This is a genomic window from Gillisia sp. CAL575, from assembly GCF_000403785.1.
Classification (GTDB): Bacteria; Bacteroidota; Bacteroidia; order Flavobacteriales; family Flavobacteriaceae; genus Gillisia.
The window spans coordinates 1-22,529 of the sequence record NZ_APHJ01000028.1 but is presented as its reverse complement, the minus strand read 5'-3'; the positions used below and the strand labels follow the sequence as shown (position 1 = coordinate 22,529).

22 protein-coding genes are annotated in these 22,529 nt (G+C 34.7%); 8 read left to right on the top strand and 14 right to left on the bottom strand.

The genetic code is table 11. The features are described 5' to 3' along the window. Window positions 1–412 precede the first annotated feature (412 nt). The 4 genes from I130_RS10465 to I130_RS10450 all read left to right on the top strand — a co-directional run bounded on the left by I130_RS10465 (window position 413) and on the right by I130_RS10450 (window position 5,619). Complete coding sequence (locus tag I130_RS10465; RefSeq protein WP_034922722.1) at window positions 413–988, top strand: cob(I)yrinic acid a,c-diamide adenosyltransferase; 576 nt, start codon at window positions 413–415, stop codon at window positions 986–988. Between the two features lie 153 nt (window positions 989–1,141). Beyond that, window positions 1,142–1,363, top strand: a complete 222-nt coding sequence (locus I130_RS10460; RefSeq protein WP_006989959.1) for a DUF2795 domain-containing protein — start codon at window positions 1,142–1,144, stop codon at window positions 1,361–1,363. Between the two features lie 87 nt (window positions 1,364–1,450). Beyond that, window positions 1,451–4,813, top strand: coding sequence for a preprotein translocase subunit SecA (gene secA / locus I130_RS10455; RefSeq protein ID WP_034922720.1), 3,363 nt, complete (start codon window positions 1,451–1,453; stop codon window positions 4,811–4,813). 323 nt (window positions 4,814–5,136) lie between these two features. Beyond that, window positions 5,137–5,619 (top strand): DUF4199 domain-containing protein, encoded by a 483-nt coding sequence (locus I130_RS10450; RefSeq protein ID WP_034922717.1) that lies wholly within the window; start codon window positions 5,137–5,139, stop codon window positions 5,617–5,619. Window positions 5,620–5,766: 147 nt separating this feature from the next. Here I130_RS10450 and I130_RS10445 read toward each other — a convergent pair whose 3' ends face one another. The 4 genes from I130_RS10445 to I130_RS10430 are packed head-to-tail and all read right to left on the bottom strand — an operon-like array spanning window position 5,767 to window position 9,001. Continuing rightward, window positions 5,767–6,459 carry a peptidoglycan DD-metalloendopeptidase family protein gene (locus I130_RS10445; protein WP_034922715.1) on the bottom strand — a complete coding sequence of 231 codons (693 nt, stop codon included), beginning with the start codon at window positions 6,457–6,459 and terminating at the stop codon, window positions 5,767–5,769. 23 nt (window positions 6,460–6,482) lie between these two features. Next, the gene (locus I130_RS10440; RefSeq protein ID WP_034922714.1) at window positions 6,483–7,883 is read right to left on the bottom strand and encodes a hypothetical protein; all 1,401 of its coding nucleotides are present in this window, start codon (window positions 7,881–7,883) and stop codon (window positions 6,483–6,485) included. Continuing rightward, complete coding sequence (locus I130_RS10435; RefSeq protein ID WP_034922713.1) at window positions 7,864–8,466, bottom strand: hypothetical protein; 603 nt, start codon at window positions 8,464–8,466, stop codon at window positions 7,864–7,866. Before I130_RS10435 ends, I130_RS10440 begins: the two co-directional genes overlap by 20 nt. After that, complete coding sequence (locus tag I130_RS10430; RefSeq protein ID WP_034922711.1) at window positions 8,450–9,001, bottom strand: RNA polymerase sigma factor; 552 nt, start codon at window positions 8,999–9,001, stop codon at window positions 8,450–8,452. Before I130_RS10430 ends, I130_RS10435 begins: the two co-directional genes overlap by 17 nt. A 286-nt stretch (window positions 9,002–9,287) precedes the next feature. Between I130_RS10430 and I130_RS10425 the strand changes: the two genes are divergently transcribed. Further along, window positions 9,288–9,842 carry a DUF2911 domain-containing protein gene (locus I130_RS10425; protein ID WP_034922709.1) on the top strand — a complete coding sequence of 185 codons (555 nt, stop codon included), beginning with the start codon at window positions 9,288–9,290 and terminating at the stop codon, window positions 9,840–9,842. A gap of 80 nt (window positions 9,843–9,922) precedes the next feature. On the opposite strand, the gene I130_RS10420 is transcribed toward I130_RS10425, so the two are convergent. After that, window positions 9,923–10,348 (bottom strand): organic hydroperoxide resistance protein, encoded by a 426-nt coding sequence (locus tag I130_RS10420; RefSeq protein WP_034922707.1) that lies wholly within the window; start codon window positions 10,346–10,348, stop codon window positions 9,923–9,925. Between the two features lie 104 nt (window positions 10,349–10,452). Between I130_RS10420 and meaB the strand changes: the two genes are divergently transcribed. Together meaB and I130_RS10410 are read left to right on the top strand one after the other, a co-directional pair. After that, window positions 10,453–11,535: a methylmalonyl Co-A mutase-associated GTPase MeaB gene (gene meaB, locus I130_RS10415; protein WP_034922706.1), complete on the top strand. Its 1,083-nt coding sequence runs from the start codon at window positions 10,453–10,455 to the stop codon at window positions 11,533–11,535. Between the two features lie 211 nt (window positions 11,536–11,746). Next, the gene (locus I130_RS10410; protein ID WP_034922704.1) at window positions 11,747–13,387 is read left to right on the top strand and encodes an ArnT family glycosyltransferase; all 1,641 of its coding nucleotides are present in this window, start codon (window positions 11,747–11,749) and stop codon (window positions 13,385–13,387) included. Here I130_RS10410 and I130_RS10405 read toward each other — a convergent pair. The 5 genes from I130_RS10405 to I130_RS10385 form a co-directional block, all read right to left on the bottom strand. After that, a complete protein-coding gene (locus I130_RS10405) occupies window positions 13,377–13,949 on the bottom strand; it encodes a phosphatase PAP2 family protein (RefSeq protein WP_034922701.1) in 573 nt (190 codons plus the stop codon). The two genes, I130_RS10410 and I130_RS10405, sit on opposite strands and share 11 nt — an antisense overlap. Window positions 13,950–14,122: 173 nt before the next feature. After that, window positions 14,123–14,350, bottom strand: coding sequence for a hypothetical protein (locus I130_RS10400; RefSeq protein WP_010228798.1), 228 nt, complete (start codon window positions 14,348–14,350; stop codon window positions 14,123–14,125). A 69-nt stretch (window positions 14,351–14,419) separates the two neighbouring features. After that, complete coding sequence (locus I130_RS10395; RefSeq protein ID WP_034922696.1) at window positions 14,420–15,769, bottom strand: MATE family efflux transporter; 1,350 nt, start codon at window positions 15,767–15,769, stop codon at window positions 14,420–14,422. 132 nt (window positions 15,770–15,901) lie between these two features. Further along, window positions 15,902–17,317, bottom strand: a complete 1,416-nt coding sequence (locus I130_RS10390; RefSeq protein WP_034922694.1) for a M20/M25/M40 family metallo-hydrolase — start codon at window positions 17,315–17,317, stop codon at window positions 15,902–15,904. Between the two features lie 33 nt (window positions 17,318–17,350). Continuing rightward, entirely contained in the window at window positions 17,351–18,235 is an 885-nt protein-coding gene (locus I130_RS10385; protein ID WP_034922692.1) for a PPK2 family polyphosphate kinase, read from the bottom strand. A 77-nt stretch (window positions 18,236–18,312) separates the two neighbouring features. On the opposite strand from I130_RS10385, the gene I130_RS10380 reads away from it, so the two are divergent. After that, a complete protein-coding gene (locus tag I130_RS10380) occupies window positions 18,313–18,900 on the top strand; it encodes a hypothetical protein (RefSeq protein ID WP_051119683.1) in 588 nt (195 codons plus the stop codon). Window positions 18,901–19,027: 127 nt separating this feature from the next. On the opposite strand, the gene I130_RS10375 is transcribed toward I130_RS10380, so the two are convergent. From I130_RS10375 to I130_RS10360, 4 genes are all read right to left on the bottom strand, one after another. Then, the gene (locus I130_RS10375) at window positions 19,028–20,194 is read right to left on the bottom strand and encodes a sigma-54-dependent transcriptional regulator (RefSeq protein WP_034922689.1); all 1,167 of its coding nucleotides are present in this window, start codon (window positions 20,192–20,194) and stop codon (window positions 19,028–19,030) included. Beyond that, complete coding sequence (locus I130_RS10370; protein WP_034922687.1) at window positions 20,194–21,099, bottom strand: DUF6268 family outer membrane beta-barrel protein; 906 nt, start codon at window positions 21,097–21,099, stop codon at window positions 20,194–20,196. The genes I130_RS10375 and I130_RS10370 overlap by 1 nt, the downstream gene beginning before the upstream one ends. Beyond that, window positions 21,083–22,015: a mechanosensitive ion channel family protein gene (locus tag I130_RS10365; RefSeq protein ID WP_034922684.1), complete on the bottom strand. Its 933-nt coding sequence runs from the start codon at window positions 22,013–22,015 to the stop codon at window positions 21,083–21,085. Before I130_RS10365 ends, I130_RS10370 begins: the two co-directional genes overlap by 17 nt. Before the next feature lie 3 nt (window positions 22,016–22,018). Beyond that, window positions 22,019–22,529, bottom strand: a 511-nt coding sequence (locus I130_RS10360) for an ABC transporter permease (protein ID WP_034922681.1), incomplete at its 5' end; no start/stop codon positions are given.

Below are 22,529 nucleotides of genomic sequence, written 5' to 3'. Positions count from 1 at the left end.
CTTGTATTAAATTCATCTACAAATGATCGATTTTGACAGGGAAACCTGGATTTATTTACTGATAATTGCAGCTGTTATTACCTATTTTCTTTGGAATAAAGGCAGCGCAACGAAACTTCGCAAGCATAAGAAAAACAAAATATTTAGAATGCGTTATTTGGAACGCAAAAAGAAAAGCAAGTCAGTTAGCAAGGTTTAAAAATTCCTTATTAAATATAATTCACCTTGGACGTCACCCTGAACTAGTTTCAGGGTCTAAGCTATGGATTAATTCTACTCATATTAAATGCTGAAATAAGTTAGGCTTGACTTTTTTAAAAAAATTCTATTTTATGAATAAAAACAGACCAACAATTCTCTAATCACCTTCTTTGAATGTTTGTATCTTTGAATTGTTCAAAATAAAATTGACATGAAAATATACACCAAGACCGGAGATAAAGGAACTACCTCTCTCTTTGGGGGAACCAGAGTTCCTAAACATCATATAAGAATAGAGAGTTATGGAAGCGTAGATGAATTAAATTCTCATATTGGACTAGTTAAAGATCAAAAAGTTGGAGATCACACTCGTGAAGTTCTAAATAGAGTTCAAGATAGACTCTTTACCTTAGGAGCCATTTTAGCTACAGATCCAGAAAAAGCAATCCTTAAAAGTGGAAAAGAGCGCTTAAATATTCCGACTATAACCGAAGAAGACATCGTTCTTCTTGAAAAAGAAATGGATTCTATGAACGAGAATCTTCCAGAAATGACGCATTTTGTGCTTCCTGGAGGACATCCTTCTGTGTCAGTTTGTCACATTGCCCGATGTGTCTGCCGTCGTGCAGAACGCATGGCTACAGCACTTTATGAGATAAGCCCATTTAACGAATTGGTTTTACATTACCTAAATAGACTCTCTGACTACCTATTTGTGCTGGCACGAAAATTGTCCAAAGACTTACATGCAAATGAGGTAAAATGGATTCCTGAAAAGAGTAGTTAAACAAATTGAAATTTATTAAGCTAAGAGCTTAATTTTATATAAAAATTAAGATTTTAGACCATGTTCTTAAAATTATTGACGAAATAATAGATTTTTTACTTGCCTATTACAACAAAAAAATTATTTTTGCAAAAAATAAACACCGATAAATCAATGTATTGGACATTAGAATTGGCATCTTATTTAAGCGATGCACCTTGGCCGGCAACAAAAGATGAATTAATTGACTACGCTATTCGAACTGGAGCTCCATTAGAAGTAGTAGAAAACCTTCAATCCATAGAAGATGAAGGAGATTCATATGACTCTATTGAAGAGATCTGGCCCGACTATCCTACAGACGAAGATTACCTTTGGAATGAGGATGAATATTAGAAAAACATAACACGTAAATACTAAAAAGTCTCCTAAAAGAGGCTTTTTTTTTTACGTACATTTGAAACATATTAAACACAAAAAACTATGAGTTTTTTAGATTCTGTATTAAAAGTGTTTGTTGGAGACAAATCCAAGAAAGACGTTAAAGAAATACAACCTATAGTAGAGAAGATCAAAGCTTTGGAGAAGGAGTTCGAAGCGCTTTCTATAGACGAACTACGTGAGAAAACGGTTACTTTCCGAAAGAAAATTGACGATGCTACCACAGATATTCGATCGAAAATTGAAGCTTTAAATACTGAAGCAGATACTTCAGAAGATATTACTAGAAATGAGGATATCTATGCGGAAGTTGATGCCTTGAAAGATGAAATGTATAACATCACTGAGTCTGTTCTTAACGATATTCTTCCTGAAGCTTTTGCTACAGTAAAAGAAACAGCCAAGCGATTTGTACATAATTCAAAACTAAAAGTTACCGCCACTGCTTTTGACAGAGAGATCTCTGCAGAAAAAGACTATGTGGAATTAGAGGGAGATCATGCAATTTGGAGCAACTCTTGGGATGCTGCAGGAAAGCCTATTACTTGGGACATGGTACATTACGATGTTCAGCTAATTGGTGGTGTTGCAATGCACCAAGGTAAGATTGCAGAGATGCAAACTGGGGAAGGAAAAACGCTAGTTGCAACTCTTCCTATGTACCTAAACGCTTTAAGTGGACGAGGGGTGCACTTGGTAACTGTGAATGATTATTTGGCAAAAAGGGATAGCGCCTGGATGGCCCCAATTTTTCAGTTCCACGGAATTAGTATTGACTGTATAGATTATCACCGTCCTAACTCTGCTGCGAGACGTAAAGCTTATAATGCAGATATTACCTATGGAACAAATAACGAATTTGGTTTCGATTATTTAAGAGATAATATGTCTCATGCTCCAGACGATCTAGTACAACGCTCACCAAACTTTGCAATTGTAGATGAGGTGGATTCTGTATTAGTAGATGATGCAAGAACCCCATTGATCATTTCAGGACCTATTCCGAAAGGAGATATTCACGAATTTGATGCTTTAAAACCTGCAATTCATAATATTGTTGAAGTTCAAAGAAATCATTTAACCAAGGTTTTATCTGAAGCAAAGAAATTAATTGCTGCGGGTGATACTAAAGAAGGTGGACTTCAACTTCTAAGAGTTTTTAGAGGTTTACCTAAAAATAAAGCACTTATTAAGTTTTTGAGTGAAGAAGGAATTAAACAACTACTTCAGAAAACTGAAAATCAATACATGGCAGACAACAATCGTGAGATGCCAAAAGTAGATGAGGAGCTTTATTTTGTTATTGAAGAAAAAAACAATCAGATAGATCTTACCGATAAAGGTGTAGAATTTCTATCTGGGGAAGACGATCCAGACTTTTTCGTAATGCCGGAAATTGGTATGGAAATCTCTAAGATCGATAATGAAGGACTTAGTAAAGAAGAAGAAGTAGAGAAAAAAGAAGAGCTTTTCCGTGAATATAGCGTGAAGAGTGATCGTATCCATACCATGCGTCAGTTGTTAAAGGCTTATACTTTATTCGAAAAAGACACAGAATATGTGGTTATGGAGAATAAAGTGAAGATCGTTGATGAGCAAACTGGTCGTATCATGGACGGTAGAAGATATAGTGATGGGTTACACCAGGCTATTGAAGCTAAAGAAAATGTAAAGATTGAGGATGCTACTCAGACATTTGCAACAGTAACTCTTCAGAATTTCTTTAGAATGTATCGTAAGCTTTCTGGAATGACGGGAACTGCGGTAACTGAAGCTGGTGAATTATGGGAGATCTACAAATTGGATGTGGTGGAAATTCCTACTAACAGACCAATTGCGAGACATGACCGTGAAGATCTTGTTTATAAAACAAAACGAGAAAAATTTAATGCAGTAATAGATGAAGTTACCAAACTTTCTAATTCAGGTAGACCGGTACTTATAGGAACTACTTCAGTAGAGATTTCTGAATTATTGAGCAGAATGCTGAAGTTAAGAAGCGTTCCTCACAACGTTTTGAATGCGAAATTACATAAGAAAGAAGCAGATATTGTTGCTGAAGCTGGTAATTCTGGAATTGTAACTATTGCTACCAACATGGCAGGTCGTGGTACAGATATTAAATTGAGCAAAGAAGTTAAAGAAGCAGGCGGATTGGCCATTATTGGTACAGAGCGTCATGATTCTAGACGTGTAGACAGACAGTTAAGAGGTCGTGCTGGTCGTCAAGGAGATCCGGGAAGCTCACAATTCTATGTTTCTTTAGAAGATAACTTAATGCGTTTATTTGGATCTGAAAGGATCGCGAAATTAATGGATAGAATGGGCTTGGAAGATGGAGAAGTAATTCAGCATTCCATGATCTCTAAATCTATTGAACGTGCACAGAAAAAGGTTGAAGAAAATAACTTTGGTGTTCGTAAGCGTTTACTCGAGTACGATGATGTAATGAATGCTCAAAGAGAGGTGATTTACAAACGTAGATATCATGCACTTTTTGGAGATAGATTAAAGGTGGATATCGCCAATATGATCTTTGATACTTCTGAAGTTATTACTGAAAATAACAAAGCAGCCTCAGATTATAAGAATTTTGAATTCGAACTTATTCGTTATTTCTCTATGAGCTCTCCTGTTTCTGAAGAGGATTTTGGAAAGATGGATGTTCAGAAAATAGCTGGTGTTGTTTATAAAGCAGCATTCGAGCATTATCATAATAAAATGGATCGTACAGCTGTTTTAGCTTTTCCAATTATTAAAAATGTTTACGAAGATCCAGCTAATAACTTTGAGCGTATCGCAGTTCCTTTTACAGATGGAGTAAAAAGTTTACAGGTTGTTACCAATCTAGAAAAAGCCTACGAAACTGAAGGAAAACAACTCACCAAAGATTTTGAAAAGAATATTACACTTGCAATTATAGATGAATCTTGGAAAACGCATTTGCGTAAGATGGATGAATTGAAGCAAAGTGTACAATTAGCGGTTCACGAACAAAAAGATCCTTTATTGATCTATAAGTTTGAAGCATTTGAATTGTTTAAGGCTATGATAGAGCAGGTAAATAAAGATGTGATCTCCTTCTTATTTAAAGGAGAAATTCCAGAAGGAAATACTGCGAATATTCAAGAAGCACGTCAGCCTAGACGTCGTGAAAAAATTGAAACCACTAAAGAAGAAATTCCGAATATAGAGGAACGTTCTGCACAAAGCAAAGCTGCCGGACAAACTCAGCCTCGTCCACAAATAACAGAGACCATAGTTCGGGATCAGCCAAAGATCAATAGAAACGATAAGGTTACAGTTAAAAATGTAATGAGTGGAGAAAATAAGACTATGAAATACAAGCAAGCGATCCCTCTTTTAGATAAAGGAGATTGGGTAATTACCGATCACGAAAGCTAGAATAAAATTTCTTTCGCAAACAACAAACCCGGCAAATTGCTGGGTTTGTTGTTTGTAGAAATAAATGAAATGATCTTGAGGTCATCCTGAATTTATTTCAGGATCCCTATTATTTGATAATCAGAATAAAGCAATTTCTTCTTTAAGTTTGTCTCATCGAGCGGAGTCGAGATGTGTTTTTTATTATCACTGGTCTCAAGCTCTCAATGTTTAGATACTAAAACTTCCGATCGGTCGGAATAGCTTGACTCAAATGGGTTAATTATTACAAAAAAAATAAATCTAAGTTTTTGATACCTTTAGCTATTTAACCAAGAGCTATTATGAATAAAATTACAATTGAAATTAAATGGGGTGTCATCTTTACCCTTGTTGCATTACTCTGGATGGTTTTTGAAAAAACAATGGGGTGGCATAATGTACTTATTGCCAAGCAGGCTATTTACACTAACTTCTTCGGGATCTTTGCTGTATTAGTTTATTTCTTTGCGATTAGGGATAAAAAAAGAAATTTTTATAATGGACAAATGACTTGGCGCCAGGGCTTTGTGGCCGGAATAATAATAACCATTGTAGTTACAGTTCTTGCTCCCTTATCACAATTCGTAACCAGCACCTATATTACTCCCGATTATTTTAATAATGTGATCGCTTATAGTGTAGAAACAAAAGTGATGAATCAGGAACAGGCAGAAGCCTATTTCAACTTGAAATCTTATATAATTCAAGCTACTTTTGGTGCTTTGGTAATGGGAGTAGTAACTGCTGCTGCAGTTGCATGGTTTCTAAAGACTAAAAAAGAATAAGCTATTCAGCAAAAAAATTGCTGTCATTTCGAAGGAGCATTTCGCAACTGAGAAATCTCGTCTTTATTTTACACATATCATTCAATTGAGATCTCTCACTACGTTCGAGATGACAAAACATTCAAGAATACTGAAAATCACATCGATTTAATCAATCTTCAGTAATAAATTAGGATCTGGGCAGTTCTCTAAATAGAATTCTAATTTGTCTCCAGAGGCAACACCTGGATAATCTCCAGTGAATCCTTGCATGTCTCTAATCACTTGAAAATGTAAATGTGGAGCATAATCCCCATTTACCTTTCTGGAACCAAGAGTGCCAATTTTATCTCCCGCTTCCACGATCTGCCCGAAGCTTAATTTTTTAATTGAATCCTTGCTTAAATGTCCATAAAGCGTATAAAAAGTTTTATCACCTACAATATGTTCAAGAATAATTGTGGGCCCATAATTACCAAAACCTTCATTATCATTAAAGCTATGTACTGTTCCTTCTAAGGCTGCTAATACCGAAGTTCCTGCATCACACCAAAGATCCAAACCTATATGTATATTTCTGGAAGAAGGAGTCGTTTCTCCATTAAAAATCACGCTTCGTTGATATAAGCTACGCTTCTCATTATAACCTCCATAGGCAACTTTAGCCTTCTTGGAAGCAACATATCCATCAATAAAAGTTTTCACTGCTGTTGCAGACGGAATAGGCATCTCTCTAATATCTTTATTAGTTTCTGAAAGATCTATGTGAACAAAATCTTCTTTTTCAAAGGTTTTATCCAAGACCGGTGTAAATTCACTAGTGCATTCCTTTATAAATTCAGAGAAATTTGATTTGTACATGAGCTATTTTTTTCAAAAATAACTTATTTTATATACACGTCGCTAAAACTTGCATTTATGTTAACACTTCCATTTCCACCCTTGTCTTTATAGTATCCATTAAGGATCTCATTATCATAAGATTTAGTTGATTTTATAGAAGCTGCTTTTGGATATTCAATATTACTTTGAGTCCCGTTATAATTAAAATTCAAGGCAGCGCTAGGCAAGGAAAGTCTTAGGTCACTATTTTCTAAAGTGATGTCTAAATTTTTAAATCCCGATCCCAATTTTCCCACAGCAAGTTCTCCAAAGGTTCCAGAAAGTATACCAGTCTCTGTGATTTCTCTAATATTTACATCACTGGAGTTGGAGATAAGTTTGATGCTTTTTACTTTACCTATTTCACAGTTTTCAACATAATTCGTTTTAAGCACTCCATAATTCCAAACATTCACATTTATTGGACTGTAGGATACTTTAATTTCTGTTTTCTCACCTTCAATGACATTAGCAGATAATTTACTATGAGATAAATTTGCTTTTATATTGGTAGTTTTTTCGCCCAATTTTAATTCACCATATCTTACATCTAACTCCAATCTAGCATTTCTGGGGATTTTAATTTTAATAATGCGTTTACCTTGAGAAGAAGATCTAGTTGTTTCCCTTTCTCCACCTTTAAAGTTTTGTTTTCCTTCCATCTCTTTACCGAAATTCTCTCCCCATATTTCCATTTTCTTTCCAAAATCTTCACCCCATTTTTCCATATCTTTTCCAAAACTCTTCTCGAAATCTTCTCCCCAAGCTTCCATTTTCTTTTCAAAATCTTTCTCCCAACCCTCGGAGTTTTTTTCAAATTGCTTACCCCAAGCTTCCATTGATTTTTCAAAATCCTTTCCGAAATTCTTCTCCATTTTTTTCTCCCACTTCTCCATATACTTATCTCCATCCTTTTTATAGGCATCATAATCAAAGTCCATATTCCCTATTTTTTCATGGAACTCTGGGGGTAAAGGATTTTTACTGATGTTCTCTAACATTGGAGCCATCATATCAGTCATCATTGGTCCTAAGATATCTTGAAGATCTCCCATAGATTCAGATAAAGAGGACAAATCCATATCTATGTTTAAATTCAAACCTGTACCACCGCCAGAAGTGATCTCAATTCTATCTGAACTTCCTGAAGTTTCTAATTTCCAGCTCTCCATTGCTTTTTTAGCTTCTTCGCTTTTCAAATTCCCTGATTCTAAATAGGCTTCTATAGCCACTTCATTCTTATCCCAATTTTCTACTATAATATTGGTGTATTTTGCGTCTACAACTACAGAAACATCCTGTTTCGTTTTATAAGTTTTCTCAAGTTTTTTAATTTGAGCAAAGATCCCTGTAGAAAATAATAAGCAAAATAGAAGGGTATAATTAAACTTTATTGTTTTCATTACGTGCGTTTTTAGTTTGTTTTACTTCTTTTAATTTATTCTTGAGTTTATATAACAAGTCCAAACGAAATTGAAGATTTTCAACCATAGCTTCAATCGTTTGCTCATTTGGACCCGTTTCATTAAACTCGGTATTTAAGCGTTTATATTCATTATTCAATTCAGACATTTTTCCCATAAATGAATCTATCAAAGCTTTATTTTTAGGATTAACTTCCAGCTTTGCCAACTCCATATTGATCCCAGCTAAATAATAGTTTTCAATCTTTTTAAAATCGGGAGAAACTTCACTTAACTGAAACTCTTTACCTGAAGTTTCAATTTTATCATCCTGTATTTCTGGCGTTAAAACTATTGGCGTTTCTGTTGTAATTGATTTTTCTTTGTTCAAAAAGAACGCTCCAATTCCAACTGCAATAATAAATATTGCCGCGATTTTCATGAAGCTAAACTTATTGCTATTCTTTTTTGTTGGTAAGGCAGCATCTAGCTTGGCCTCAAAACGGTTTTGATGACCTTTACTTAACTTTTCCTTGGTCCTGGATTGATCATCCTTAAACATTTTTCTAATATCCTGTGCCATTTCTAAATGCTTTTAATTTTTCTTGTAATTTTTTTCTTCCTCTATGCACCAAAGTCCTTGAAGCAACCTGCGAGATTTTCAATATTTCTGAGATCTCCTCATGATCATATCCTTCAATTAAGTAAAGCATCAGGGGATATTTATACTTTTCTGGAAGCTCCTGAATTTCAGCTTTTACCTCCCCTATCCCAATTCCATCATCCACCTGCCAATCTTGAGCCTCATCATCTGCTACTTTCTCTATCAATTGTTCATTTAGCGCAACATATTCCAGTTTCTTAGCTTTCAAATGATCAAGACATTTGTTAATCACGATTCGTTTTAACCATGCTCCAAAAGTAACTTCTCCGGAATATTGATGGAGCTTCGCAAAGGCTTTTACAAACGCTTCTTGCATGGCATCTTCAGCCTCTGCTGTATCGCGCAGGAATCTGCTAGCCACAATGAACATTCCATCACAATAACTGTTATAAAGTTTTAATTGTGCTTTTCTGTTGTTGGCACGACAATCTTCTATGAGTTGATGCTTTAACAAAATTTAATAATACTTAGTTAGTTAGTACTTTAAAGACGATCTAGAAATTACCTTGTTGCAATATTCACTATTTTATTCTGAAAAAATAAATAGGTATGTTTTATATGAATTGAACATCGCAGATAATATCTATTTGCTTGGTTTAAACCGAATGCCATATTTAGACTGACAATTTTCTATAATTTAAGATAATTGGTATAATTTTAGAAAAGTATTTTAAAATCTATAAACTCTAGAATGCTTATCATATTATCCCTTTCATATTAAACACCTCGTTTTAGTACTTATGAAAATTTCGCAACGCTATATTATAAAAATCGTAATTGCTACAATAGCTATAATAGTTGGTGGAATTTTACTTTGGCGTTATTCTACTAAAGCCTTAAGTCCTGAAGATTCCAGCGCTTTTTCTGAAGGATCTTTAAAAATGGAAGTTATTTATAACAGGCCATACAAAAAAGGAAGAGAGATTTTTGGCGGATTGGTACCTTACGGAGAAGTCTGGCGAACCGGTGCTAATGAAGCAACTACATTTTCTACCAATAAAGATATTTTCGTAGATGGCTCCCCGCTTCCAAATGGAACTTATACTTTATGGACCATCCCTATGCAGGACTCTTGGAAAGTGATCTTTAATTCTAAAATGTACCCCTGGGGTATTAATATGGAAGAAAAGGCCTCTCGAGATCCAGATTTTGATGTTTTAGTTTTAGAAATGCCAACAATAAAAGTTCGGGATACCTTAGAACAATTCAGTATTTATTTTGAAAAGGCAAATGATCTGATACTTTTTAATTTAGCATGGGATGATATTAAAATTTCGGTTCCCATTAAAAAATAAAAAAGCTGTTCAAAAAAAATAATTTTTCTGAACAGCTCCTCATTCAACTAACAATGATAAATAATTAAGGTTTTTCTCAATTATTCATCCAACATTAAGTTTAAAGTAACATCTATATTATCTCTAGTTGCTCTAGAGTAAGGACAAATTTCATGAGCTTCATTTACCAGCTGCTCCCCTTGTTCCACATCTACACCAGGAATGTAGCAGTCTAAAATAGCTGCCAATTGAAGATTTCCATCTTCTAAACTTCCTAATTTCACAGTTGCAGTAACATTAAAATCTCCCAGGTCTACTTTATGTTTTTTAGCTATTACTTGTAAAGCACTTCCAAAACAGGCAGAATATCCCGCCGCGAACAATTGTTCTGGGTTCGTATAATCTTCTCCTTTCCCGCCCATACCTTTGGGCATACTCACTCTCATATCTAATATACCATCGTCACTTTTTACATGTCCTTCTCGTCCTCCAGAAGTTGTAACTTTGGCTTTGTACAATGTTTTCATCTTGTATATTTTTGATTAATTTTAATTAAATTTGAAGATACCAACATTAGCTATTTACTTCAAAAGAAGTGCTCATAAATTTGTCATAAATCTCGATTCTTACTTTGTCTAATTCTACTAAAAAATCTGCTTTGCAACAATCAGCAAGCATACCTTCAACCCCAAATATTAATCCAGCTTCTAAAGATAAGATCAAGACTTCTAGAAAAAAGATCTTGGAAGATCCAGATTTAGCAACAAAATTATTGGCAGGAGATAAGACCGCTTTGAGCAGAGGAATCACTTTAGTTGAAAGCAACCAGAAAGAGCATCAGGCAATTGCAGAAAAACTTATAGAAGAATGCCTTCCGCATGCTCATAGATCTCTTAGAATAGGGATCACAGGCGTCCCAGGAGTTGGCAAAAGTACTTTTATTGAAGCCTTTGGTAGTTACTTAATTCAACAAGGAAAAAAGGTTGCTGTTTTAGCAGTAGATCCTAGTAGCTCTGTATCTCACGGGAGCATTATGGGTGACAAGACAAGAATGGAAAATTTGGTGACCGAGGAAAATGCATTTATTAGACCTTCTCCTTCTGGAGATTCCCTTGGGGGAGTTGCAAGAAAAACACGAGAATCTATAATACTTTGCGAAGCTGCAGGATTTGATATTTTACTTATAGAAACGGTTGGCGTGGGACAAAGTGAGACCACTGTTCATAGCATGACAGATTTTTTCTTATTGCTGAAGTTAGCTGGCGCAGGGGATGAATTACAAGGAATTAAACGCGGAATTATAGAAATGGCAGATGCTATTGTTATAAATAAATCTGATGGTGATAACTTGAAAGCTGCACAGGCTGCAAGATTGGAATTCAAAAGAGCTTTGCATTTATATCCACCAAAAGCTAGTGAATGGCAGCCAAAAGTTTCTTTATGTAGTGCAATAGAAGAAACCGGTATTACTGCGGTTTGGGAAATGATCTTAGAATATAAATCTTTAGTAGATAAGAACAATTATTTTGAAATCAATCGGCATAATCAAAATAAATTCTGGTTGCTACAAACCATCAACGAGCATTTAAAAAGCAGATTCTATCAAGATCCTAAGATCAAAAAAGCTTTAGAAGAACAATTAAAAGCGATAGAAAATAATGAGACCACTCCCTTTGCAGCTGCAAAATTATTGCTTGAACTGCAAAGTATTTAAAAAATAATTTAATTTTCCCTTAAGTGTCCTAAACTGGTAAAGGACTTCACTCATTTCCGATCCTTTGGAAGTTTCAGAATATCATTACTCTTAATGAAAATAATAAATTGAGACCCTGAAATAAATTCAGGGTGACGTGACAATTATCAGGGAGCCGAAATACTATTAAAACGAATACACAATAAAAAATAATATCTTTTACCTTCGCTTCATGAATATTCTAAAAAAATTATATCAAAATTACCCAGTAATATTACTCCTTCTCCTAGGAGTTTTAATTTTTATCACTCACTTGGATGTGCTGATGGTGAATATAATGGAGGCTCGTAATTTTATTAGCGCCAGAGAAATGCTTACCCATAACAACTGGATCTTTACTACCATGAATGAAGCAGCACGTTATGAAAAACCCCCTTTTCCTACTTGGTTAACCGCGATATCTGCCTATCTCTTTGGGATGGAAAGTTTATTTGCATATCGTTTACCAGCCGCGCTAACCTCAATTCTACTTCTTATAATATTTTACAAGCTTCAGCTCTTGTTAGTAATTCAAAAGAATGTTGCCTTTGTTTCAAGTCTAATATTAATGACCTCTTTTTATATTGTCTTTTCGGGGAGAGATGGCCAATGGGATATTTTTACCCATGCTTTTATGATGGGTGCTATTTACTTTATTATCCTCACATTTAACTCTGATATAAAAAAATACAGTTATGCTATTATTGCAGGATTATTCTTTGGGGCTTCTTTATTAAGTAAGGGGCCGGTTTCTTTATATGCTTTATTTATCCCATTTTTAATAAGCTACTCGCTCACTTATAAATTCCAAAATCTAAAAGTGAACTGGAAACCTATGCTTCTCTTTCTAGTTGTTGGTATAAGCATAGGAATTAGCTGGACTCTATATGTGCATTATTACGATGCTGAAGCATTTGCTGCGGTAGCCGAACTTGAAAGTAGTAGATGGCTAAATTATAATGTGCGCCCTATCTGGTATTATTGGAGTTTCTTTACCCAAAGCGGAATCTGGACCATTCCGGCATTTATGAGCTTATTTTACTGGTATTTAAGACCAAAGGTTTCAAATTTAAAAGCCTATAAATTCTATATTCTATGGACTTTATTTTCAGTTGTACTCTTATCAATAATTCCTGAAAAGAAAAGTAGATACTTACTCCCAGTTTTAATTCCTTTGGCGATGACCACTGGTTTTTATGTGGAATATATTATTAAGAATTTCGGGAGAAGATTATCAAGAATAGAGCGATTTCCAGTATATCTGAATTTTATAGTACTAACAATTATAGCAGTTGCTGCGCCATTTGTATTGTATTATTTCTTTGGAGTTGCAATCTGGGAAAAGTCATTGTATTTTATATTAGTAAGTAGCTCTCTTGTTTTAATTGGGCTTGGTTTTGTCTTCGGATTAATTAAAAAGGCACCAAAATTACTCTTTGCATTGCAATTCTTAATGATTCTTGTGATCTTAAATTTTGGCTTTCCCTTATTAGAGCTTATCTCTCCACATAGAAATGACCCTAATATTGCAAGCCTTATAGAATATGAGAAAGCTGAAAAAATTCAGATTTATGAAGTAACTGGAATTATTCCTGAATTTATTTTTGAATACGGGAAACCTATGCTAGAGATAACTTCTGAAGAAGATCTTCCTGCTGAAGCCAAGATTGAAAAAATTGGAATCTTAGTGCATCAAGAAGAAAATCAAAAATGGAAAGAACATTTCCAAAGCTATAATTTCCAACTTATAGACACCTTAGATCTAAACCCAACAATGGCTAAGGGAGATAATAGCCGGTTGATTCGTGAATTCTACGTTTTAACTAAAAAGTGATTTTGAATTTTTCCAGAGATGCTCTATGCAAAAAGACGAACAATAGTCCTATTATAGTCCCAAAGAACATTCCGGTTATTACATCTAGAGGATAATGTACTCCCAAATAAATTCTACTGTAAGTAACAACTACCGCCCAAATAAGTAGAAAATAAATTAGTTTCGGATAAAACCTTTTCAGAATTAATCCAACAAAAATCGCTAAGGCTGTAGAGCTAGCTGCATGTGCAGAAAAATAGCCAAAACTACCACAACGCACTGCGATAAATCGGGTATATTCCATCACTCCTTCTTGTCCACAAGGCCTAGGCCTTTCAAAACCATGTTTAAAAAGATTCGCTAATTGATCTGTACAGGTAATCATAAGTGCTACCAGAACCATAGTGATCAATGTTCCCTTGACACCAAGTTTTTTGTAGATAAGAAACAACAATACTGCATACAAAGGAATGGCGGTCCATTTATCTGTAATGAGAAGCCAAAACGGATCCCAAGGCAGGCTACCAAGATTATTTAAATAAAGAAATACTTCTCTGTCGAATGCAATTAGTTGGTCTATCATTAAAAATTAATTGGTTGCCGTAAAGTATCATAAACTGATAAGTAACGCCCTTCTGAACTTGTTTCTAAATCTCATGACACTGCAAAGACCCTGAAACCCGCCCGAACGGTCCGGGCAGGTAAATTTAGGGTGACGAGAGAATTATTATGATAATTAGGGAGTATTCTCAAATATTAATCATCATATCTGGAAACTTCCCGATCATAAAATTCGTTTGCTTGTGTGATCAAGATCTCCGCTTCTGTAGCTAGTTCCTTTTCATCACTTTTATCAAAATCTTCTAACCACTCTACGTCGTCATTTTCTAAGTTGATTATAAATCTTGGGTATTCCGTATGGATCACGAAAATAGCATCCGGAAAATCAGTATTGTCACCTAAAAGAAATTTTGGAAATTCCATATTTTTTACTTTTTATAATTTTCAGAAGAAAGCTATAATTAACCTTGCTGAATTTTCTTCAGCATAAAATTAAGCTGCCTTCAGAATTAATTTTTTACTTAAATAATTGAATCTAAAATACAACATTATAGCCGAGGCAGATAGACCTGCTAATAAGCCCAACCATATTCCCATACTCCCTAAATTCTCTGCTTTTCCGTAATATATAGAAACCGGAAACCCTATCACCCAGTACGCGATAAAACAGATAACTGTCGGGATTTTCACATCCTGCAATCCTCTAAGTGCTCCAAGAATTACTACCTGTAGGCCATCACTTAATTGAAATAAAGCAGCAACTACTAACAGTTGAGCGGCTAGAACTATCACATCTACATTATCTATATAGAAAGTTGGCAACCAATCTTTCATTAAAATAAAGAGAATAGCAAAAACAGCTTCAATTAAAAAAACCAGTAAGAACGTGGAAAATGCAATTCTCCGAAGCTCTTTATAATTATGTAATCCTTTTTGATTTCCAACCCTTATAGTGGCAGTAACGCCTAAACCAACGGCAATCATAAAGGTCATAGATGCCAGATTAAGTGCAATTTGATTTGCTGCCTGAGGGTTTGTACCTAACATTCCTGCCAAAAAGATTGTTCCAGTAAAGATCGCAACCTCAAAGAACATCTGTAAAGCAGTCGGAAAGCCTAAGGCAAATATTCTTTTGAATATTGCAAGCTTGAATAGTTCATTCTTAGACCAGATAAAATAAGGTTTGAATTTCTTCTTCTTTCTTAACACTTGCCATAAAAACCACAGCATAAAAAATCTTGATATCAAGGTACCTATAGCAGCACCTTCCAATTCTAATCTTGGAAAGATCCAGAATCCATAAATTAATAAAAAGTTGAAGATTACGTTTACCACATTCGCTATTAAAGTAGCATACATGGCATATTTAGTTTGTGACAGCCCATCTGCAAACTGCTTGTAAGCTTGAAAAATCATTAAAGGGATCATAGAAAACGCAACTATTTCCAAGTATGGAATGGCTAATGCAACCACTTCTGGCGGCTGATCTAAATGATATAAAATAGGTTTAGCTAATAATAGAAGTAAAAAGAGTGCCACCCCGTTCACAGTACACAACATCACACCATGGTGAAAATAACTTCTACCCTTTTCTATATTGGCCGCTCCATCTGCCTCGGCAATCAAAGGGGTTATTGCAAATGAGAAACCAATCCCTAAAGAGAGAGCGATAAAAACCAAACTATTTCCCAGTGAAACTGCAGCTAGTTGTGCAGCCCCTAATTGACCAATCATCAAATTATCTGCCAGACCTACTAAAACATGCCCCAATTGTCCCATCATGATAGGAAAGGCTATATTTAAATTATACTTAAACTCTTTGGTGTAGGCTGTTAACTGCAATTTCTAAAATTAAGTGGCAAAGATAACCAGATTTGTTTGGGCAAAAATTGAATTCCATTTTAATTTTCTAAAAATCATTACTGATCTTTCTATTGAAAATTAAAATGGAATTCTATTAAGTGACTATTTAAATTACAGCTTTGAAACTCCCGAATTAGTTGAAATTCCGTATTTATCTACTAAGTAAATTAAAGAGGTCATAGTTGCAGCACCTAGCTCCAACTCCCTTTTATTTATTTGATCGAAAGTATCATTTTCTGAATGGTGATGATCAAAATAACGTTGAGAATCTGGCACTAATCCGGCAAGTACAATTTCACCATTTTTTAAAGGACCAATATCTGCTCCACCGTGACCTAACTCGAAGTAGTGAATTAAATAAGGTTTAAACAAGGATTCCCATGCAGCTATTTGATCAAATTGATCTTGTTTTGCTTCAAAAGAAAATCCTCTGGGAGTGAATCCTCCAGAATCACTTTCTAAAGCAAAAATGTGATTCTCATTCTTTTCTTTAGCTACCTCTGCATATTTATTACCACCACGTAAGCCATTTTCTTCATTCATAAATAAAACCACACGAATACTTCGTTTTGGTTTAATTCCAGACTCTTTTAATAATCTTAATACTTCCATAGACTGCACCACTCCAGCTCCATCATCATGAGAGCCATCTCCAACATCCCAAGAATCCAAGTGTCCACCTACTACTATATACTCATTAGGAAACTGGCTGCCAGTGATCTCTCCAATCACATTATAACTTTGCACATCTGGTAGTTGTTCACTATTCAGCTTAAAATATACTTCTGTATTCTTTTCAATTTTTAAAAGACCACTTAAATATTCTGCGTCATTTGTGCTTATAGCTGCTGCCGGAATTCTTTGAGAAGGTCTTAATTCGCCATAACTCATGGTTCCGGTGTGAGGAAAATCATCCAATCGCAAATTCATTGATCTTACCAATACTCCAATCGCTCCATATTTTGCAGCTTCTGCCGCTCCAGAATATCGCTGATCTACACATCCGCCATAAGCTTCAAAGGTATTTATAAGGTCAGCACGCATTGGCCTGTTATAAAAAACGATCTTCCCTTTAATTTGTTCCTCGCCATATCTTGCAAGATCTTCTATTCCTTGTACCTCTATAATCTGAGATTTTGCACCGCCTACAGGTGTAGACACAGAACCACCCAACGCAGTAATATTAATATTCCTAGTGCTACCCGGCGCAGTTTCTATATAAGCAAATTCCTTTGCTCCTCGCACCCATTTTGGCACCATTACAGGTTGCAACCAAACCTTATCTAAACCTAAAGTCTCTAATTCCTTCTTAGTGTATTCTACCGCCAATTGGGCGTCTAAAGATCCAGAAAGTCTTCCCCCAATATCGTTGGATAAATGCTCTAGCCATTTGTAGGATTTGCCATTAAGCAATGACATGTCGTATAACTTTCGAAGATTTAAAGAATCTTCCTGTTTATTATTAAGTTGTGAAAATGATAGCTGACTACACAAAATAGAAAGTCCTACTATAAAAATTTTTCTCATTGGAAACTTATTTTTAATAATTTAAAAAGGTAATTATAAGGTTTCTTTTTTTAGGATCTCCTTATATTCTTCGAGATTATTTTTAATCTCTGGAGATAACTCTGGCTCCTGAACATCTTTGTATTCTGTAAGCACATCATACAATATTTTGGCAACCAAATAACGTGCCGTGTCCTTATCATCTGAAGGGATTAAATACCAAGGAGCGTGAGGTTTGGAAGTAGAATTAATAGCCCCTTCATAAGCATGTTGATAGTCATCCCATAGTTTGCGTTCTTTAAGATCTCCTGGTGAAAATTTCCAATTCTTTTCAGATTTATTTAATCTCCGCAACAAGCGTTGCCTTTGCTCCTCTTTAGAAATATGAAGAAAAAATTTAAATATTAAGGTACCATTATCAGCAATATGTTTTTCAAAATCTCTGATTGAATTTAACCTCTCTTCCCAAAATTCTTCATTTACATCTTCCAGACTATTAACCCCAGGTAAATTCTCTCCTAAAATATACTCCGGGTGCACTCTGGTTACCAGTACATTTTCGTAGTGAGTTCTATTAAAAACTCCAAACTTTCCGCGAGCCGGTAGTGCAATATAATGTCTCCATAAAAAATCGTGTTTTAGTTCTAAGGGTGTAGGCACTTTAAAACTATGAACAACTACTCCTCTGGAATTAAAATCTTTAAACACTTCTCTTATCATACTGTCCTTACCCGCAGTATCCATTCCTTGAATACAAATAAGCACCGCATATTTACCATGCGCATATAATTTATCTTGCCATTTACCCAGTTTTTCTCTGGTTTCTTCAAGAAGATTTTTAACTTTTTTTTCGCTGATTTCCAAAGGATAGGAAGTCGCTTTGTTCTTTAATTCAATTTCAGAATCTATTCGAAAATGTTTAAGATCTAATTTATCCATATTCTAAATCGTTGAATGCTAAATATACAATCTTTAAGAAACATATTTTTTTTATCTTCGCCATTAAATTCGACAGCTTGGAGAGAGAAGAAATAATACAGAATGTTGCCACTTTACTTAAGGAAATCCCTAGTTCTATGGAGGTGGTAAAGAATGATTCTAAAAGGGATCAACGATTCCGTTATTTAGCAACTCATATGGTGGATAAGGCTCTAGAAAAAGATGCTCTTATTATTTCTGAAAACCAAAAAGGTTTTGCCATACTTTTTAAAACAAGCAAAAAGGATGAAAACTTTTGGAAGGAATTACCTGAGCAATTAGGTCTTGTTTGGCATGTTACGGGGATCAAGAAGGCTTTAAAGATTCTAAAGACACAAAAACATATCAAGAGCCAACGCCCGCAAGAGGGTGAATATTTATACTGCTGGTTCTGGGGAATTTTAGAAGATTCTCGCGGGGCAGACAAGCAAGTGGGAAAAGAGATGAAAGATGAATTTTATCGTCAGGCAAATCTTTACAACATCCCTTTATATGCTGAAACAAGAATGCGCCAAAATGCATTGGTATATCAAAGATTCGGATTCGAACTTTTTAATACATGGCAACATCCAAGTGGAGACACCATGTATTTCTTAAGATACTTGCCAAAATCATCTAAGAAATAATTACGCTTTTTTTTAAGGTTTAATTTCCCAAAGTAATAACTCTTGGGATACTTAATTATGCGAAAAATTGTTTTTCTTAAAGTTGTTGGGATCCTCGGATTTGTTATTATTAAGTTTATTAAGTTCTTTACGATTTACTTGCAAAAAGCTTAACGTCTTCTTCAGTAACTTCTGATCCTCCTAGAATAATAAGACGTTCTACAACATTACGTAGTTCACGAATATTCCCTGTCCAATCATAATCCTGTAACTGTTTCACTGCTTTTTCTGTGAACAACTTTACATTACTCCCATGTTCTTCTGCAATCTTATCTGAAAAGAAATTAACTAATAATGGAATATCATCTCGACGTTCATTTAAAGGTGGAACCTTTATAAGGATTACCGCTAATCTATGATAAAGATCTTCTCTAAATTTTTTGTCTTCTATTTCCTTCTTAAGGTCCTTATTAGTAGCAGCTACTATTCTTACATCTACTTTAATATCCTTATCGCTCCCAACGCGTGAGATCTTATTTTCTTGCAAAGCACGTAATACTTTGGCCTGCGCAGAAAGGCTCATATCTCCAACTTCATCTAGAAAAATAGTTCCCCCATTTGCAGCTTCAAATTTCCCTGCTCTATCTTTATTTGCTGAAGTAAATGCTCCTTTTACATGCCCAAAAAGTTCACTTTCTATTAGTTCTGAAGGGATTGCAGCACAATTCACTTCGATCATAGGACCACTTGAACGTTCACTTTTCTCATGAATCCAATGCGCTACAAGTTCTTTACCAGTACCGTTTGGTCCAGTAATAAGCACTCTGGCATCGGTTTGTGCAACCTTTTCTATAATTTCTTTAATAGAAGTGATCGCGGAAGATTCCCCAATCATTTGATATTTCTTACCTACTTTCTTCTTGAGTAGCGTATTTTCTACTACCAATTCTTTTCTGTCTAAAGCATTGCGAACAGTATTTAATAATCTATTAAGATCTGGTGGTTTAGAAATATAGTCGAAAGCACCCATTTTCATGGTGTTTACGGCTGTATCTAGATCTCCGTGGCCAGAAATCATAACCACTGGAACTTCTGGTTTTATCTTCTTTATGGCTTCAAGAACCTCGATCCCATCCATTTTTGGCATCTTAATATCACACAAAACAAGATCATATTCCTCATCTTTTATCTTCTCTATCCCTATCAATCCATCCTCAGCTTCCTCTAACTGATACGTTTTGTTTTCTTCAGAAAGAATTTTAACCAAAACCCTACGGATTGATGCTTCATCTTCTATTACTAAAATCTTTGCCATTATAATATACTTAATTTAAGACCTGTACGGCCATATAAAGAATTTTTATCGTTTATGGTATAAACCCTATCCTGATTTTCATCTCTCAACCGAATATTATTAATAAGGCTATGACCAGTGTAAATATAAAAAGAAAAATACTTCGAGAACTGCAATTCATAACCAATCCCAGATAAAACTGTGGTCATTGATATATTCTGAGCTAGTTTATTGTCTAAGGATGTTTTTACATTAATATTAATTCTCTCCTGAATATTTGCATAAAATCCATCCACAGTTACAAATGCTTGGAAAGAACTATTCTCACCTAGATAATATCTTATATTAGTTTTTGGTACTCCCAAAGTATAGGTCCAATCCGGATGAAATTTTTTATAATAATTAACGATTGGCAACGGAAAATTTACACTTGTAGATGTCGAATATCGTAAACCTAGAATTAATCTCCAAGGATGAATTAATTGCTCGTCCTTTTTAGATTTAATAAAATATATAGATCCTGTATATTCAACATCCTCACCTTGTAATTCTTCTGTTTCAAAATTAGAAGTTGCATTAGCCTCGACTTCAACTCCAAACCGCCATTCTTCAGTCATTTTAAAAGTGTAGCCTAAACTAAAAGCATAAGATTGTAAATGTTCAAGCTTATCTACAGGAAAGGGAGCTACATCTTTATATTGAAAATTTACATTTTCATATTGAATTCCAGGTATAAGATAAGCCCCGCTATCATTCAGTTTAATAGGGAATTTAAGGAAAGACTTAAAACGACTTAATGAATTATCTGAATTAGACTGTGGAAAATACGTGTATTCTACCCTAGCTAAATCGGCCGCCTGAGCATTCATTAAAGCAGAATTTCCAATAAAACACAAAAATAAAACTGCGTTAAGTATTTTCTTCATTTGGGGGAGTTATTGGAGCGCTTGAATTTTTTGGATAAAACATGTGTACGTCTCTCTGAGGGAAAGGAATAGAAATACCATTCAATCTAAATTTATGATCTATTTTAAACCTCAACTGACTCTTAATTTTAGGATCTACAAAACTATCTGTAACGAAGAAATGTAGGGAAAAAACCAATGCCGAATCTCCAAAATCTTCAAAAAGAACAAAAGGTTCTGGCTTTTTAACAATTCCCGTTTGCTCTCTAGCACATTCTAGTAAAATAGCTTCTACTCTCTCTGTATCGCTTCCATAAGCCACACCAACCTTTACAAATTCTCTTGTAGATTTGTGGTTTTGGGTATAATTAAAAAGAATCTCACTTATAAATTTATGGTTAGGAATGATCATCACTTTATCATCTCTGGTGAGTACCCGGGTAGTACGTAATTTAATGTTTATCACTCTTCCTACTCTTCCATCCATCTCTATAATATCTCCAACTAAAAGCGATTTATCTACGATAATAAACAGGCCTCCAATAATATCTTGAAACAGTTCTTGCAAAGCTAAACCAAGACCAACAAATAAAGCTGCAGAAGCAGTTAACAGCACTGTTATATTGATCCCTGCGGAACTTAAGGTCACAATAATAACAATTAGGTATACTAAGTATTTTATAAATTTAAATACACTAATAAATTTAAGCTTGTCATTCTCTTCAAGTTTCCTAGTTAAGAAAACCCGAATTAGCCTTAGCGCAATGGTAGTGACAACAAAAGCAAAAATTACTAATAGAACAACTCCAACAGTTAGATGCATTCCAGTTGTATCTTCGCCTGTTAAAGGATATAGTCTAATATTCAAGAAATCCTGGATCAATCCCCAAATATCCTGTTCTATCACTTCTTTAACTTTGTCTACATTCCCTTGCATCCATTAATATTTAATCCATTTGTACAATTCTTTATAAGTAGGTTTTTTACCATACATTAAAATTCCTACTCTATAGATCTTAGCAGCCAACCATACCACTCCTGCATTGGATACAATTAAGATAACTAAAGAAATCGCTATTTCATACCACGGCACTCCAAAGGGAATTCGCATAAGCATAACAATTGGTGAGGTTAACGGAATCATAGAAAATATAGTGGAAACCGTACCATGAGGATTTTCTATTACAGAGAAAAAGCCTACATAAATACCCAACATTAATGGTAAAATAATAGGAAACATAAATTGTTGTGTATCCGTTTCAGAATCTACTGCTGCACCAATAGCGGCATAAATTGCACTATAAAGAAAGTAACCACCTATAAAATATACTAGAAATGAGATTATCAAGGTGAGAATAGGTAAGTTGGTGATATCTATTATTAGTTGCTGAATTTCACCATTAGAAACCTGATCGATATTTTGCATTTGCGGCTGCCCTGCCATTATATCC

Coding starts and splice junctions, on each gene's coding strand:
- I130_RS10465 (WP_034922722.1), top strand. CDS start 413: ATGAAAATATACACCAAGACCGGAGATAAAGGAACTACCTCTCTCTTT.
- I130_RS10460 (WP_006989959.1), top strand. CDS start 1,142: ATGTATTGGACATTAGAATTGGCATCTTATTTAAGCGATGCACCTTGG.
- secA (WP_034922720.1), top strand. CDS start 1,451: ATGAGTTTTTTAGATTCTGTATTAAAAGTGTTTGTTGGAGACAAATCC.
- I130_RS10450 (WP_034922717.1), top strand. CDS start 5,137: ATGAATAAAATTACAATTGAAATTAAATGGGGTGTCATCTTTACCCTT.
- I130_RS10445 (WP_034922715.1), bottom strand. CDS start 6,459: ATGTACAAATCAAATTTCTCTGAATTTATAAAGGAATGCACTAGTGAA.
- I130_RS10440 (WP_034922714.1), bottom strand. CDS start 7,883: ATGAAAACAATAAAGTTTAATTATACCCTTCTATTTTGCTTATTATTT.
- I130_RS10435 (WP_034922713.1), bottom strand. CDS start 8,466: ATGGCACAGGATATTAGAAAAATGTTTAAGGATGATCAATCCAGGACC.
- I130_RS10425 (WP_034922709.1), top strand. CDS start 9,288: ATGAAAATTTCGCAACGCTATATTATAAAAATCGTAATTGCTACAATA.
- I130_RS10420 (WP_034922707.1), bottom strand. CDS start 10,348: ATGAAAACATTGTACAAAGCCAAAGTTACAACTTCTGGAGGACGAGAA.
- I130_RS10410 (WP_034922704.1), top strand. CDS start 11,747: ATGAATATTCTAAAAAAATTATATCAAAATTACCCAGTAATATTACTC.
- I130_RS10405 (WP_034922701.1), bottom strand. CDS start 13,949: ATGATAGACCAACTAATTGCATTCGACAGAGAAGTATTTCTTTATTTA.
- I130_RS10400 (WP_010228798.1), bottom strand. CDS start 14,350: ATGGAATTTCCAAAATTTCTTTTAGGTGACAATACTGATTTTCCGGAT.
- I130_RS10390 (WP_034922694.1), bottom strand. CDS start 17,317: ATGAGAAAAATTTTTATAGTAGGACTTTCTATTTTGTGTAGTCAGCTA.
- I130_RS10385 (WP_034922692.1), bottom strand. CDS start 18,235: ATGGATAAATTAGATCTTAAACATTTTCGAATAGATTCTGAAATTGAA.
- I130_RS10375 (WP_034922689.1), bottom strand. CDS start 20,194: ATGGCAAAGATTTTAGTAATAGAAGATGAAGCATCAATCCGTAGGGTT.
- I130_RS10370 (WP_034922687.1), bottom strand. CDS start 21,099: ATGAAGAAAATACTTAACGCAGTTTTATTTTTGTGTTTTATTGGAAAT.
- I130_RS10365 (WP_034922684.1), bottom strand. CDS start 22,015: ATGCAAGGGAATGTAGACAAAGTTAAAGAAGTGATAGAACAGGATATT.